Annotated in this window: 8 protein-coding genes and 1 tRNA gene; 5 read left to right on the forward strand and 4 right to left on the reverse strand. The window is 40.1% G+C overall.

Annotated elements, in window-relative coordinates; genetic code table 11:
* Positions 1 to 120 precede the first annotated feature (120 nt).
* Complete coding sequence (locus OCV82_RS05625; protein WP_154043542.1) at positions 121 to 4,350, reverse strand: hybrid sensor histidine kinase/response regulator transcription factor; 4,230 nt, start codon at positions 4,348 to 4,350, stop codon at positions 121 to 123.
* A gap of 179 nt (positions 4,351 to 4,529) precedes the next feature.
* Between OCV82_RS05625 and OCV82_RS05630 the strand changes: the two genes are divergently transcribed.
* Genes OCV82_RS05630 through OCV82_RS05640 form a run of 3 tightly spaced genes read left to right on the forward strand, consistent with a single transcriptional unit; the run spans position 4,530 to position 9,080 of the window.
* Positions 4,530 to 5,501 carry a glycoside hydrolase family 43 protein gene (locus tag OCV82_RS05630; protein WP_154043543.1) on the forward strand — a complete coding sequence of 324 codons (972 nt, stop codon included), beginning with the start codon at positions 4,530 to 4,532 and terminating at the stop codon, positions 5,499 to 5,501.
* Positions 5,502 to 5,561: 60 nt separating this feature from the next.
* On the forward strand, positions 5,562 to 7,541 hold the full coding sequence (locus OCV82_RS05635; RefSeq protein ID WP_154043544.1) for an alpha-L-arabinofuranosidase C-terminal domain-containing protein: 1,980 nt from the start codon (positions 5,562 to 5,564) through the stop codon (positions 7,539 to 7,541).
* A gap of 3 nt (positions 7,542 to 7,544) precedes the next feature.
* Positions 7,545 to 9,080, forward strand: a complete 1,536-nt coding sequence (locus OCV82_RS05640; RefSeq protein ID WP_154043545.1) for an alpha-N-arabinofuranosidase — start codon at positions 7,545 to 7,547, stop codon at positions 9,078 to 9,080.
* 116 nt (positions 9,081 to 9,196) lie between these two features.
* On the opposite strand, the gene OCV82_RS05645 is transcribed toward OCV82_RS05640, so the two are convergent.
* The gene (locus tag OCV82_RS05645) at positions 9,197 to 10,204 is read right to left on the reverse strand and encodes a 2-oxoacid:ferredoxin oxidoreductase subunit beta (protein WP_154043546.1); all 1,008 of its coding nucleotides are present in this window, start codon (positions 10,202 to 10,204) and stop codon (positions 9,197 to 9,199) included.
* 3 nt (positions 10,205 to 10,207) lie between these two features.
* The gene (locus OCV82_RS05650; RefSeq protein WP_154043547.1) at positions 10,208 to 12,061 is read right to left on the reverse strand and encodes a 2-oxoacid:acceptor oxidoreductase subunit alpha; all 1,854 of its coding nucleotides are present in this window, start codon (positions 12,059 to 12,061) and stop codon (positions 10,208 to 10,210) included.
* A gap of 189 nt (positions 12,062 to 12,250) precedes the next feature.
* Between OCV82_RS05650 and OCV82_RS05655 the strand changes: the two genes are divergently transcribed.
* Positions 12,251 to 12,322 (forward strand) — tRNA-Arg (locus tag OCV82_RS05655).
* Positions 12,323 to 12,421: 99 nt separating this feature from the next.
* Here the strand turns inward: OCV82_RS05655 and kbl are convergent.
* Positions 12,422 to 13,612: a glycine C-acetyltransferase gene (gene kbl, locus OCV82_RS05660; protein ID WP_154043548.1), complete on the reverse strand. Its 1,191-nt coding sequence runs from the start codon at positions 13,610 to 13,612 to the stop codon at positions 12,422 to 12,424.
* A 185-nt stretch (positions 13,613 to 13,797) separates the two neighbouring features.
* Here kbl and OCV82_RS05665 point away from each other — a divergent pair, with 185 nt between their 5' ends.
* Positions 13,798 to 14,751 (forward strand): NAD-dependent epimerase/dehydratase family protein, encoded by a 954-nt coding sequence (locus tag OCV82_RS05665; protein ID WP_154043549.1) that lies wholly within the window; start codon positions 13,798 to 13,800, stop codon positions 14,749 to 14,751.
* Positions 14,752 to 14,820: the final 69 nt, after the last annotated feature.

Here is a 14,820-nt window from a genome sequence, read left to right on the forward strand (position 1 = left end):
TTTATTTTTTATTCTGTCTGTCATTCTGACATCTCTTAACTCTGCAAATATAGACTAAAGCATAATTCCAATAGTGGACAAACGATGTTTTAAAGAGGACATATGGCTATACACTACATTTTAACGCAAATCTTCTTGCTTGTCATCCATTATACTGCTAGGTGTAACATTGAAATGTTTTGTAAAACAACGAGTAAAATACTTTGGATCGTTAAACCCTACTTCGTATGCTATCTCGGATATATTCATATTGTGTGTCGCCCTATTCTTTATTAATAATTCACGCGCAAGATTCAGCCTGTAGTTTCGCACAAACTGATTAGTAGACTGTCCTGTCAGATTTTGCATTTTTTTATTCAAGAGGCTTTTACTTACCCCCATTGCATCTACAAAATCTGCAACATCAAAATTAGGATTCATATAATTCTCTTTAACCACTTTAATGGCCTTGTCCAAAAACTTTTTATCACCTGATTCCTCATCTATTCCTAATGAATCTACATCCATAGTTAAATAGAACTTCTGCTGAAAGCGTTTTCTGTTCTCAAGAATACTTGAGATACGGGCCAACAACAAATTCTCGTCAAAAGGTTTCAGGAGATAAGAATCAACTCCAGTCTTATACCCTTCGAGTCTGGCTTCATCAGATGTTTTGGCTGTAAGCATAAGTATTGGCAAATGAGATATTGAAAAATCATTTCGTATCCTACGAGAGAGTTCCATACCATCCATTACCGGCATCATCAAATCACTTACAACAAAATCAACATTAAGAGTTTTCAAAATATGCAAAGCCTCTTCTCCATTCGAAGCTTCCATCACATTATAATATTCTGCCAGAATAGATCCTATATAATCCCGCATATCTTTATTATCCTCGACTACCAGAATATTAAGCTTACCATTTTTCTCTATTGACTGTACTGTTTCTTCTTCATGTTCATCTTCATCAAAAGTTTCATCACCAACAGCATTAGTATCGTCTCTGCTTACTGGTAGCAAAACCCTGAACGAGGCTCCTCCTGTTATGTTATTTCTAGCCACAACTCTACCACCCAAAAAAGAAATAAGCTTTTTACATAAGTATAAACCTATACCAGTTCCACTCTGACCACTGACAGAAGTATAATTTTGATTGTCTGCCTGATAAAAACGGTTAAAGATCTTATCAATATCATTTTCCGGAATACCTCTACCAGTGTCACGAACACTTATATATAACTGTTCTTGCCCCGCACTGTCTTTTATAATGGCAGCAAAAACACATACATATCCACCTTTATCAGTAAATTTAATGGCATTACTGATAAAATTGGTTATAACCTTACGCATAATGTCTTCATCAAACATTAAATATGGGTTACTCAAATGAAGATACACCTTAAGAATTATTCCATGGTCATTGGCAAATGCCGCAAATGGTCTTAAAAGATCGTCAAGAAATGTATTAATGTTACCATGATGACAAATTATCTTCATTCTTCCATCTTCAATTTTCCTAAAGTCTAAAAGCTGATTGATAAGCGAAAGCAAATATTTACTGTTCTTTTCTACCAAATTCAGCTGTTCTATTACCTGAGGATTGTAACTCAGCTTCAAAGCCCTCTCAATAGGACCCACAATAAGAGTTAGCGGAGTTCTGAATTCATGAGTGATATTTGTAAAAAAAGTGAGTTTATCCAAAGTTAGTTCCTCAACCTTACGTGACATTTCAAGAATCTTATTCTTTTGTTCCGTAATTTTGATATTCTGCTCTTTTAACAGTTCATTTTGGTTTGACAGTTCCATTGTTTGTCTGTACAGGATTCTCTGCTGCTCCTGCAATTCCTTAGTCCTTTCTTCCACTTTCTCATGAAGTATAACCTGCTGCTTTCGCATGGCATTGAATCTCCAGACAACAATTCTGTAACCCAACAACACTATGCATAGAACCACGGAGATAATAAACCATGATGTCTTATAAAAATAAGGCTCTACATCTATAATTAAATCATCAACAGATGATATCCAGTTTTTTCCATCAGATGTATATTTCAATTGGAACTTATATTTACCAGACCTAAGATTTGTATATTTTATTGTTCGTTTGTCAGTACTAGTGTTTATCCATCTATCATCAAATCCCAATAATCTATATGAATATGCAGCAAGTGTAGAAGGATTATAGTCTAATGCGGCAAATTCAAAAGACAGAGAACGGTCTCTTTCGTGAATCTTTAACATATTCTTTTCAGGATAAACAATATTGTCAAAAACACTTATTCTATTTATAACTACGGGATAATCATATACTTTCTCCTTTTCTATCATAGGATGAATTTCAGACAATCCTCCTGTACTGCCAATATATATCTTTTCACCATTGCCAGATACCGCAGCAGCATTCCAATAAAACTGGTCAGACACCAGCCCGTCATTGGAAGTATAGTTGACAAACATGTTTTCCTTTCGATCATATCTGGACAAACCATTTATAGTGGTAATCCAAATATCACCATACCAGTCTTCTAGGACCCCCCTGACATTATTATTAATGAGTCCGTCGGCCATAGTATAAGACGTGAACACGTATTCACCATTACCATTTCTTACTGCCCTGTATACTCCCGAACCATTACTCCCAATCCATAATTCTCCATCTTTAGTTTTTGTAATAAACGCAACACGTTCACAAGACATTCTCCCTGATGCATCAACTCCAGTCAGGTATTTCTTATAATTCAATTCTCCCTTAGAATATGAGATGAGATTTATCCTCAACAGACCAAATGCTGACGAAATCCACAAATCGCCATCATCTGTAATACATCCTCCCAAAGTATTACTGACAATTGGGTTTTCTTTACCGTGAAAAGGCTCTCTGACACTGTTATTCTTAGGATCATACACATAAACATTATTCGACGTGCAAATCCACAACAAGCCATTTATATTATCATAGACGAGTGTTGATATAAACACATCGGGAGTTTCTATCTTATTAAAAAGCTTACTTGCACCTTTTTTCCTGTTAATCCATCCAACTCCTCCCCCCCAGGTTCCTACATAAAGTCTGTCGCCGCCATCCAGTTCCAAAGCACTTACTGTATTATGTCCCAAAAAAGAAGATGCCCCCGTATCATAATGAAGAAAAGTATTGGTTCCCGAAAGTCTGCAATTCAATCCACCTTCGACAACTCCCACCCAAAGATTTCCATCACTATCTTCCTTAATGGAATTTACAAGGTTTCTAGACAGACTGGTATTCTGGTTTTGCAAGTGAATATAATTATTAATAGATATGCGGGAAGAATACATCTTGGTAAGTCCACCGGATTCTGTTCCAATCCAGATCATATTATTCTCAGCGTCATAATATATGTCATTTATAAAATTAGATTTCAACTGAAAATCGGAATTTATATCATCATTATACATTATGTGCTCGAAATCATCAGAAGACTGATTATAGACATTTATGCCCATTAATGTTCCAATAATGACATTGCCATCTTCTGTAGCAACTATATCAGTAACATAATTTTGGGATAGTGAAGACGGATTATTCTGATTGTAGACATATCTATAGACAGAATCTGTCAATAAATTATATTTCAAGACACCAAAATCTGTTGCAATCCATACCTCATTATGGTTATTGAATATACCAAAGACATGTTGACCGTTCAAAGAAGCAAGAGACAATGAAACAGATTGCGGCGCTTGCAGTGAGTTTGCTGTTTCTGACACCCTGCATATTCTATCATCCCAATGGAACCATATATATCCGTCAATCTCACACATGGCAGAACCCCTTTCGTTAACATTTATCTCTGAAATCTGGGCTATTGAAGATATATTACCATTATTGTCGAAGGATATTTTATATAAGAATCCGTCACTGCAGATCCAAATGTTACCGGATTTACTTATTATCATACCATCAACAGACGATTCAAACAATTCCTTACCTTCACCATTCTGAAGAACAGAGATAAGATTTAAATATTTTATCGAGACTATGTCAATACCATTTTCACCGGCAATCCACATCCTACCAAATTTATCTTCACACAAATGACTTACAAAATTAGACTTCAACTTACAATTATGTGTATTTGTACTAAAAGTTACAAACTCTTTTCCGTCATATCTAGAAACTCCACCTCCAGATGTAGAAATCCAAAGATAACCTCTGCTATCCTTTATAATATCATCGACAAAAATATGAGGAAGACCATCACGCATAGTTATACTGGACAATGAATATCTGTTTATCTGGCTAACCTCAGCCTGTAAGTATTCAACAAACGATAAAATTATAATTATGAAAATATTAAATCTGAATACATGAGAAAAATTATTATTCATATCCATTCTTTTTAGTTAATATACAAATTTAAAACATATTTTCATATATATAATAATCTAAAACATGCGTTTTCGTTATATTCTCTATTTATCCACCAAACTTAATTTTTTGTCCACCTCAAGACTTATATTATATAGTATTTTTGTTATGAATTTAATACTACAAACTTAATATCAATATGAAAAACCTAATTCTTTTTATTATCCTTGTAACTGCGACTATTGTCTCGTCTTTTGCAGGAAACAAAGACACTACATTCGTTGCTAAAGGTAATCCTATCATTACCCATAAATATCTTGGCGACCCGGCTGCTTTGGTACACAACGGTACAGTATATATCTATGCCGGACACGACGAATGTCCCGAACCACATCAGTATTATCTGATGAACGAATGGTGCATTTTCTCTACCAAGGACATGAAAACATTCACCGAACATTCTTACACTCTTAAAGCAAAGGATTTCAAATGGGCAAAGGGTGAGGCCTGGGCTAGTCAGGTAATAGAAAGAAACGGTAAATTCTACTGGTATGTAACAGTAGAGCATGCTACAATACCAGGAAAATCAATCGGTGTGGCAGTGGCTGATTCTCCTACAGGGCCTTTCAAGGATGCAAGAGGCAGTGCATTAATCACTAATGATATGACTACAGAATATACTTCTATAGCATGGGACGACATTGACCCGACCGTAATAATAGATGACGACGGACAGGCATATCTGTTCTGGGGCAACACTCAGTGCTATTATGCAAAACTGAAAGAAAACATGACAGAACTTGACGGTCCTATCATTCCGATAAATCTTCCACGATTCACTGAAGCTCCATGGATACACAAACATGGCGACTGGTATTATCTGTCGTTCGCATCAGAATTTCCGGAGAAAATTTGCTATGCCATGAGCAAAAGCATAAACGGACCATGGGAGTATAAAGGAATACTGAATGAACTGGCGGGAAATTCCAATACAAACCACCAGTCAATAATAGACTTCAACGGTAAATCGTTTTTCATCTACCATAACGGCGGAATAAATACCAATGGAGGCAGTTTCAGGCGCTCTATATGCATAGACCGTTTATATTATAATGCCGACGGTACAATAAAAAGAATACAAATGACCAGTGAAGGTGTCACCAATGAATAAATGCGTTATAAATAAAAAGAACTATTTTTGTATCATAAAACAATAATTAATAATTTTTCCATGAAAAAACACTTCACATTATTAAGTGCCTTAGCCCTTACAACATGCATGGGCATCAACGCACAAGAGGTAAACAACATGGTTGTCCAGACCAACAAAATCGGTGCTGAAATACAGCCTACAATGTACGGACATTTCTTCGAAGACATCAACTATGGTGCCGACGGAGGACTATATGCAGAACTTATAAAGAACCGTTCGTTCGAGTTTCCACAGAACTTTATGGGATGGAATATCTTCGGTAATGTAACTTTGCTGGATGACGGTCCGTTCGACAAAAATCCACACTATGTAAGATTGGGTGACCCGGGACATGCGCACAAGCGTACAGGAATCGAGAACGAAGGTTTCTTCGAAATAGGTATCAAGGCTGGTGAAAGCTACCGTTTCAGCGTATGGGCGAGAGGTGAAAACCAGAAAATCACTGTGGAACTCATTGACAATGCCTCTATGGGAGAAACACAGGTTATAACCTCACAGACATTGGATATCAACTCAAAGGACTGGAAGAAATATGAGATAAAACTTACTCCGGAACAGACATTCGCCAAGGCTCACTTACGTATCTTCCTTGCATCTGCAGGAACTGTTGACCTGGAGCATGTATCATTATTCCCTACCGACACATGGAAAGGCCGTGAAAACGGATTGCGCAAAGACCTTGTACAGGCTCTTGCTGATACCAAGCCTGGAGTGTTCCGTTTCCCGGGAGGATGTATCGTGGAAGGAACAGACCTTGCTTCGCGCTATAACTGGAAAAACTCTGTAGGCCCTGTCGAGAACCGTCCTCTGAACGAAAACCGCTGGCACTACACTTTCCCTCACCGCTTCTTCCCTGACTATTTCCAGACATACGGAATGGGATTCTATGAACTATTCCTGTTGGCAGAAGATATGGGTGCAGAACCATTGCCTGTACTTAGCTGCGGTCTTGCATGCCAGTTCCAGAATGAAAACGAAGAAGCACACGTGAAAGTTTGCGACCTTCAGCCATACATACAGGATGCTCTCGACCTTATCGAGTTTGCAAACGGAGCTACAGACACCAAATGGGGAGGTCTTCGTGCCGAGATGGGACATCCGGAACCGTTCAACCTCAAGTTCATCGGAATTGGTAACGAACAGTGGGGTCCTGAATACCCTGAACACCTGAAACCATTCGTTGAAGCAATCCGTAAGGCATATCCGGATATAAAAATTATAGGTTCGTCAGGTCCTAACTCTGAAGGTAAGGACTTTGAGTACCTCTGGCCGGAAATGAAGAAACTGAAAGTTGATTTGGTGGACGAACATTTCTACCGTCCTGAAGACTGGTTCCTAAACTCAGGAAGCAGATATGACAACTACGACCGTAAAGGTCCGAAAGTATTTGCAGGCGAATATGCATGCCACGGCAAGGGCAAGAAATGGAATCATTTCCATGCGTCACTACTTGAAGCTGCTTTCCTGACAGGCGTAGAGCGCAATGCCGACATCGTACACATGGCTACATATGCTCCGCTGCTTGCACACGTAGAAGGATGGCAGTGGCGTCCGGACCTGATATGGTTCGACAATCTCCGCTCTGTACGTACATGCAGCTGGTATGTTCAGAACCTGTACGGACACAACAAGGGAACAAACGTAATCCCTCTCACTATGGATAAAAAGGCAGTAAGCGGTCAGGAAGGACAGAACGGTCTCTTTGCAAGTGCCGTATTGGACAAGAACAACAACACATACATACTAAAGGTAGTAAACACATCGGACAAGAGTCAGAAACTGAACATCGAATTCAAGGGACTTAAGAAGTCTGCATCACTCGTTAACGGCAAGTGTATCACACTACACTCTGACAACTCTGACGCAGAAAACACTCTTGACGAACCAAACAAGATTGTTCCGGTTGAGAAAGATATCAATATAGAAAACAATATTCTCAATACCGAAATAGGAGAAATGACATTTGCTATCTACAAATTCGAAATATCTAAAAAATAATTTATGAAAAACATCTTTTTATCAATTGCCATAATGGCAAGTGTCTCAGCATTTGCACAGCAGAAAGCTACGATAGAGATATATACTGAAAAAGGGAACCAGATTATACCGAAAGAGATATACGGACAGTTTGCCGAACATCTTGGTACATGCATATACGGCGGACTTTGGGTTGGTGAAGATTCAAAAATTCCAAACGTGAAAGGTTACAGAACAGACGTGTTCGAGGCATTGAAGAAACTGAAGGTGCCTGTATTGAGATGGCCGGGAGGATGTTTTGCCGACGAATATCACTGGATGGATGGTATCGGTCCTAAGGAAAACCGCCCGCGCATGGTAAACAATAACTGGGGTGGCACGGTAGAGGACAACAGCTTCGGAACTCATGAATTCCTCAACCTCTGCGAAATGCTTGGTTGCGAACCTTACATCAGCGGTAATGTTGGTAGCGGCTCGGTAGAAGAAATGGCAAAATGGGTGGAATACATGACTGCCGAACAGGGAAGCCCTATGGCTAAGCTACGCAAGGAAAACGGACGCGAAAAGCCTTGGAAAGTGAAATATTTCGGAGTAGGAAACGAAAGCTGGGGATGCGGTGGAAGCATGCGCCCAGAATACTATGCCGACCTATACCGCCGTTATTCCACATACTGCAGAAACTATAACGGAAACAGACTGTTCAAGATTGCAAGTGGTGCAAGCGATTACGACTACAACTGGACTGAGGTACTTATGAAGAACGTAGGTCACAGAATGGACGGAGTATCTCTCCACTACTATACTGTGGCAGGTTGGACTGGAAGCAAAGGTTCGGCAACAAAGTTCTCAAATGAAGATTATTACTGGACAATGGGCAAGTGTCTTGAAATAGAAGATGTACTGAAACGCCACATAGCCATTATGGACCAATATGACCCTAAAAAGCAGATTGCCCTGATGGTAGACGAATGGGGTACATGGTGGGATGAAGAACCTGGAACTGTTCCCGGACACCTTTACCAACAGAATACACTGCGCGATGCCTTTGTGGCTTCACTCACTCTCGACGTGTTCCATAAATATACAGACCGCGTAAAGATGACAAACATCGCACAGATAGCAAACGTTCTTCAGTCTATGATTCTTACAAAAGACGACAAGATGGTATTGACTCCTACATACCACGTGTTCGAAATGTATAACGTACATCAGGATGCCACTTATCTACCATTGAATCTTGAATGTAATTACAAGGTGGTAAGAGACAACAGAGAAGTACCGATGGTAAGCGCGACAGCGTCACGCAAGGACGGACTGACACACATTTCTCTGTCAAACGTAGATTTGAATGAAGAACAGGAAATCACAATCAAACTTGACGGAATGAACGTAAAGAGTGTTTCAGGAAGAATCCTTACATCTGACAAGATTGACGATTACAACTCATTTGAAAATCCTGACGTGGTATGTCCTAAGGAATTCAAAGACGCTAAGATCAGCAAGAACACACTGAAAGTGAAACTGCCGGCAAAATCTATCGTCACACTTGAACTGAAATAATGTTTCCAATAAGTTTAGAAGATATATCCTAAACCTATAAAAAAAAACTCATTGTCAATCCTAGCGGATGACAATGAGTTTTTTTAACGTCCAAACGTTTTCCTGCTGATTAAAAATTAAATTTCCCAAGTATCGTTAGTATCAAGAAGCTCCGCAAAATTGTGGTATTTCTTCCTTTCTGAAACTTCTTTTATCTGGTCTTCTACAGCCTGTTCGTATGTAGGAGCCTCAACGTCGCGAATAACTCCAAGAGCAATCGGGAAGTCAGGACCTTCCATCAGAGCCAGTTTCAACTGTAATGTATTGTCCATACAGTGTGCATCATGCACCAGAATATCTTTCTCTGTTATCCCGTTCTCACCCAGTTTTACGACTTTAAGTCCGAAACCTTCCTGCATCAGTCCGAATTCCTTGTTAGGACCGAACAACATTGGTTTTCCGTGTTCCAGATAGATGGCATTGCGTTCGCGGTCTTCTTTCTTGGCGATTGAGTTATGAGTTCCATCGTTGAAGATTACGCAATTCTGAAGCACTTCCACTACAGATGTTCCTTTGTGCTTTTCTGCGGCTTTAAGAACCTCCACAGACGGATTTCCGTCAACAGCCGCACAACGTGCGAAGAAGCGTCCGCGCGCACCGAAACAGAGTTCTGCAGGACGGAACGGGTCTTCCACAGTTCCGTATGGAGATGACTTGCTGACAAAACCTCTATCAGAAGTAGGCGAATACTGTCCTTTAGTCAATCCGTAGATACGGTTGTTCAGAAGAATGATGTTGATGTCAACATTACGGCGGATAGCGTGTATGAAATGATTACCACCGATGGCAAGACCGTCGCCATCGCCGGAGATCTGCCATACAGTGAGTTGTGGATTAGCTACTTTCACTCCTGTAGCAATTGCTGCTGCACGTCCGTGAATAGTATGCATACCATATGTGTTCATATAATAAGGCAGACGTGAAGAACAGCCAATACCAGATATAACGGCTATATCCTTAGGTGCTGTACCTATTTCTGCCAATGCCTTGTGGAATGAATTCAGAAAAGCATGGTCTCCACATCCCGGACACCAGCGAGGCTGTCCTGCTTTATAATCGGCTGCTGTATATTTTGATTCGCTCATAGATTATTCCTCCATTATTTTTGTGAAAGCATCAACCAGTTCCTGTACTACGAACGGCTGACCTTTAACCTGATTAAACTGATGTAAATGCAATCCTTCTATCTTCATGCGCAGATAGCCTGCAAACTGTCCCATGTTCTGTTCCGCAACGACAATCTTCTTGTACTTGCGAAGAACTTCTTCTGTATTCTTAGGAAGAGGGTTGATGAAACGGAAATGTGCAAGAGCAGCTTTCTTTCCATTGGCATTAAGTGTATCCATGGCAGAATGAAGATGTCCGTATGTACCTCCGAAGCCAACAATCAACAAATCAGCATCTTCTGCTCCTTCCACTTCAAGCAACGGAAGCGTGTCGGCAATTTTTGCCACTTTCTCTGCACGGAGCTGAGTCATGAGATGATGGTTCTCAGGTTCGGTTGAGATAGCTCCTGTCTCACTGCTCTTCTCAAGACCACCGATACGGTGCATAAATCCTTCAGTACCCGGTTTTGCCCAATAGCGAACTCCTGTTTCATAGTTACGTAGGAACGGAGTCCAGTATGAAGCCATTTCCGGAGTAACGTACGGAGGATTGATTGACGGATATTCATTCAAATCTGGAAGTTTCCATGCGGCAGAACCATTTGCTATATAAGCGTCAGTAAGAAGCACTACCGGAGTCATATGTTCCAAAGCAATCTTACATGCTGTAAATGCGGCATCAAAACAGTCGGTCGGTGAAGATGCTGCGATAACAGGCATAGGACTCTCACCATTACGTCCGTAAAGTGCCTGAAGCAGGTCTGTCTGTTCAGATTTTGTCGGCAAACCTGTAGAAGGGCCACCACGCTGTACATCGACAATAACCAGAGGCAACTCTGTTATCACAGCCAGATTCATAGCTTCACTTTTAAGACAGATACCAGGTCCTGAAGTAGTTGTAACAGCCAAAGCTCCGGCAAATGCAGCACCTACGGCAGAAGCACATCCGGCAATTTCATCTTCACACTGCACAGTCTTAACACCCAATGATTTGTGTTTTGCCAGTTCGTGAAGAATATCAGTGGCAGGAGTGATAGGATATGAACCCAAATAGAGCTGTAGTCCGGCCTTCTCGGCAGCAGCAATAAGACCATATGAAGTAGCCTTGTTACCGTTGATATCCATATAGCGTCCGTGAGCTTTCTGATTCTTCGAAGGAACTCTGTAGCTCATGGAAACAGAAGCATGGGTATTCGCACCGAACTGATAACCGGCATACAACACCTGTACGTTTGCTTCAGCTATTTCCGGCTTCTTGGCAAATTTCTCACGCAAGATCTTTTCGCCAACTTTCACATCGCGCTGGAACAGCCAACAAACAAGTCCGAGAGCGAACATATTCTTAGTACGCAGAATAGATTTATTGTCCAGGCCACTGTCTTTCAGACACTCTTTACACATTGTGGTAATAGATGCCTCTACCACTTCATTCTTTATACCAAGTTCAGAGAAAGGATTTTCCAACTGGAACTGTGCCTTCTCAAGATCACGTTTGGTAAACGAGTCTGTATCAATAATTATTACAGACTGTGGCTTACAGAATTTATATTGTGTTTTCAAAGCTGCAGGATTCATCGCAACAAGCACATCACACTTGTCGCCCGGAGTATAGACCTTTCCTGAGCCGATATGTACCTGAAATCCTGACACACCGGTAAGCGAACCTTGCGGGGCACGTATATCTGCAGGATAATCTGGGAATGTACTGATGTCATTTCCCTCTGTTGCTGATATATTGGAAAACATATTTCCGGCCAATTGCATACCATCGCCAGAGTCACCTGAGAAGCGTACTACCACTTCATCAATCTCCTTGACTGTTATTTCTTCTGCCATAATGTTGTTATTTTAAATTTTCAAAAATATTAATGTCTGCAAAAATGAAAAACTTCTTTCAAAAAAACAATAAAACAGGGCTATTTTTTACAAAAAGGATATAAAGGAGTTTTTTTTGATATAAATTATTGCAAAATCAGTAAAAAGATGTATTTTTGCAAAGCATTAAAAAATGCATGAGTTCAAACTGCCCTTGTAGTTCAACGGATAGAATAGAAGTTTCCTAAACTTTAGATAGGGGTTCGATTCCCCTCGAGGGTACAAAGAAAGTCCAATAAATGAATGCATTATATGCATAAAAAAAGAAGCACATCTAATACATTGAGAAATGCATTATGTTGTGCTTCTTTTTTATGTCACCTATTTGATGACTCCCAATTCTTTTCCTACTTTTATAAATGCAGAGATAGCCTTGTCAAGATGAGCACGCTCATGACCTGCCGACAATTGTACACGTATGCGTGCCTGTCCTTTAGGAACTACCGGATAGTAGAATCCTGTGACATATATACCTTCTTCCTGCATGCGTGCAGCAAAATCCTGAGACAATTTGGCATCGTAAAGCATAACAGCGCAAATGGCACTCTGTGTAGGCTTGATATCAAATCCCGCAGCAAGCATATTATCACGGAAGTAATTTACATTTTCCATCAATTTATCATGCAAGGCATCGCTTTCCTTCAGCATCTTGAACATTTCAAGGCTTGCTCCGATAATAGCAGGAGCCACTGAATTAGAGAACAGATAAGGACGTGAGCGCTGACGAAGCATATCAATAATTTCTTTGCGACCAGTAGTGAAGCCACCCATCGCACCTCCGAATGCCTTGCCAAGTGTGCCTGTAAATATATCTACACGACCGTAAACGCCGAACTGTTCAGCCACACCATGTCCTGTAGGGCCTACAACACCAGCCGAATGAGACTCATCCACCATTACCAATGCATCGTATTTCTCTGCCAAATCACAGATCTTATCCATAGGTGCCACATTTCCGTCCATTGAGAACACACCATCAGTAGCTATAATACGGAATCTTTGTACCTGTGCTTCCTGCAGACAGCGTTCCAGGTCTGCCATATCCGCATTGGCATATCTATATCGTTTTGCCTTACACAAACGTACTCCGTCAATAATTGACGCATGATTCAAGGCATCTGATATAATGGCATCTTCTTCAGTCAGAAGAGGTTCGAACAATCCGCCATTGGCATCAAAACATGCCGCATATAGAATAGTGTCTTCAGTCTTGAAATAATCTGAGATGGCAGCTTCCAACTGCTTATGCAAATCCTGAGTTCCACAAATGAAACGTACGGAAGACATTCCGTATCCATGTGTATCCATAGCAGACTTGGCAGCCTCAATCAAACGTTTGTTGTCGGACAATCCCAAATAATTGTTTGCGCAGAAATTAAGTACATCCTCTCCTGCATTTACCTTTATGTCAGCACGTTGGGGTGTTGTGATAATTCTTTCTTTTTTGTATAGACCGGCAGCCTCGATATTCGAAAGTTCTTCTGCCAAGAAATCTTTAAATTTTCCGTACATAATATCTATTTATAAGGTTAATAATAACTTTATTCGGCATACTCCGATAAAACCACCATTAGAGTATGAGTCCAAAGTTGCGATTTTTTTTTCAATTATCGTATTTATTTCGAATATTTTTTCATTAAATACTTAGACAAATCCCTATCTTTGTAGGGAATAAATGATTAACCAAATATATATTTATGAAAAATATTCTCATTATCGGTTCTACGGGTCAAATCGGCTCAGAACTTACCATGAAACTTAGAGGGATGTATAACGGTAATATCGTTGCAGGCTACATTCCAGGTGCAGAGCCAAACGAAACACTCAGAGAATCAGGCCCGTGTGCAATTGTTGACATAACGAACGAACAACAAATAGCAGAAACTGTATCAAAATATAAGATTGATACCATTTACAATCTGGCAGCCTTACTGTCTGCAGTAGCAGAAGCCAAGCCACAGCTTGCATGGAAAATAGGAATGGGCGGACTTTTCAATGTTCTGGAAGTGGCACGAACAATGAATTGTGCTGTATTTACTCCAAGTTCAATCGGTGTATTCGGCAACAACACTCCTAAAGACAATACTCCGCAAGACACTATACGAAATCCGAGAACAATGTACGGTGTAACAAAAGTTTCCGGCGAACTCCTAAGTGATTATTATTACATAAGATTCGGTGTTGACACCCGCTCTGTAAGATTTCCGGGACTTATTTCATATGTCACTCCTCCGGGAGGCGGTACAACAGACTATGCTGTTGACATCTATTATTCTGCCGCCAAAGGTGAGACATTCGAATGCCCTATAGCCAAAGGAACATTTATGGATATGATGTATATGCCGGATGCCTTGCGTGCTGCAATAGAAATTATGGAAGCAGACCCAAGCAAATTTATACACCGCAATTCATTCAATATAGCATCTATGAGTTTCGATCCTGAAATCATATACAACAAAATAAAAGAATACGAGCCTGATTTCAAGATGGTTTACAAAGTTGACCCGTTAAGACAAGCCATTGCTGATTCATGGCCTAATTCTCTAGATGATACTTGTGCACGCGAGGAATGGGGATGGAAACCTGAATATAACCTTGATGCGATGACACGCGATATGCTTGCCAAGTTGAAAGAGAAGTTTGGGAAGTAGTTGTGTTAGTTTTTAGTTGTTAGTAGATAAATTATACCAGAAATAAAAAATCCCGGCCGTTATTAAGCG

It is taken from the genome of Bacteroides cellulolyticus (genome assembly GCF_025567135.1).
GTDB lineage: Bacteria > Bacteroidota > Bacteroidia > Bacteroidales > Bacteroidaceae > Phocaeicola > Phocaeicola cellulolyticus.

Excerpts from the sequence above, each read along its gene's own strand:
- OCV82_RS05635 (WP_154043544.1), top strand. The coding sequence starts at position 5,562 with ATGAAAAAACACTTCACATTATTAAGTGCCTTAGCCCTTACAACATGC.
- OCV82_RS05625 (WP_154043542.1), bottom strand. The coding sequence starts at position 4,350 with ATGAATAATAATTTTTCTCATGTATTCAGATTTAATATTTTCATAATT.
- OCV82_RS05640 (WP_154043545.1), top strand. The coding sequence starts at position 7,545 with ATGAAAAACATCTTTTTATCAATTGCCATAATGGCAAGTGTCTCAGCA.
- OCV82_RS05650 (WP_154043547.1), bottom strand. The coding sequence starts at position 12,061 with ATGGCAGAAGAAATAACAGTCAAGGAGATTGATGAAGTGGTAGTACGC.
- kbl (WP_154043548.1), bottom strand. The coding sequence starts at position 13,612 with ATGTACGGAAAATTTAAAGATTTCTTGGCAGAAGAACTTTCGAATATC.
- OCV82_RS05645 (WP_154043546.1), bottom strand. The coding sequence starts at position 10,204 with ATGAGCGAATCAAAATATACAGCAGCCGATTATAAAGCAGGACAGCCT.
- OCV82_RS05665 (WP_154043549.1), top strand. The coding sequence starts at position 13,798 with ATGAAAAATATTCTCATTATCGGTTCTACGGGTCAAATCGGCTCAGAA.
- OCV82_RS05630 (WP_154043543.1), top strand. The coding sequence starts at position 4,530 with ATGAAAAACCTAATTCTTTTTATTATCCTTGTAACTGCGACTATTGTC.